The organism is Halorubrum tibetense (assembly GCF_042661865.1).
Lineage (GTDB): Archaea > Halobacteriota > Halobacteria > Halobacteriales > Haloferacaceae > Halorubrum > Halorubrum tibetense.
The window spans coordinates 1-701 of the sequence record NZ_JBHSWW010000587.1 but is presented as its reverse complement, the minus strand read 5'-3'; the positions used below and the strand labels follow the sequence as shown (position 1 = coordinate 701).

1 protein-coding gene is annotated in these 701 nt (G+C 50.8%); it reads right to left on the bottom strand.

Annotation, left to right across the window (positions count from 1 at the left end; translation table 11 throughout):
- Positions 1–209: 209 nt before the first annotated feature.
- Positions 210–701, bottom strand: a 492-nt coding sequence (locus ACFQEU_RS17135) for an acetyl-CoA hydrolase/transferase C-terminal domain-containing protein (protein WP_379784107.1), incomplete at its 5' end; no start/stop codon positions are given.

Below are 701 nucleotides of genomic sequence, written 5' to 3'. Positions count from 1 at the left end.
GGTCAATTCCGGCATAACACTCAACGCCAATGCCGAACCTGGTGCATGATTACTCCACGCAAATACAGGCGCGGCCGTTATCGCGAACACTAAGGGTAACACTATGGCTAACAACGTTAATGCTGCGTGTAGCAATGGCTTTCGCATCTAACCTTCTCTCGTATGAATTATTGTTATCTTTTCAGTTTGGCAACGAAAATTTTTTCCTGTTAAAACAATCGCGCCAACATACGCGCAGCCAACCACTCGCCAAGCGTCTTAGGCTGATTCAACTCTAGACGTATTAAACACGACTGAAACTCGGCCGATAACCGCCTTGGCCACAATGCGCTTAGCGCTAACAATACAGCACTGAGCGGTGAGCTAAGTGCCTGCTGCAATCTGGTTAAGGCATCGATTATACGCAGTTCTAGCGCATCAAAATCTGAACCAAAGGGGTAGCGATTAAAAGCAGAAAGCGCAGACAGCGGCGCCAAGCGCGCGGGGAGATTGCGTCGCCAATGGGGCGGTGGCACAAAATCCGCCGCCAATTTACCCGCGGCTTTGGCACTTGCTATCAACTCAGATTGAAACCGTGCGTCACTGATGGCGAGCAGGCGCTTGACGATTTCCTCATCGCACTGGCCGCGTAAATCGGCAATGCCGTATTCGGTTATCACAATATCGCGCAGGTGTCTCGGAATGGTGACATGGCCGTATTG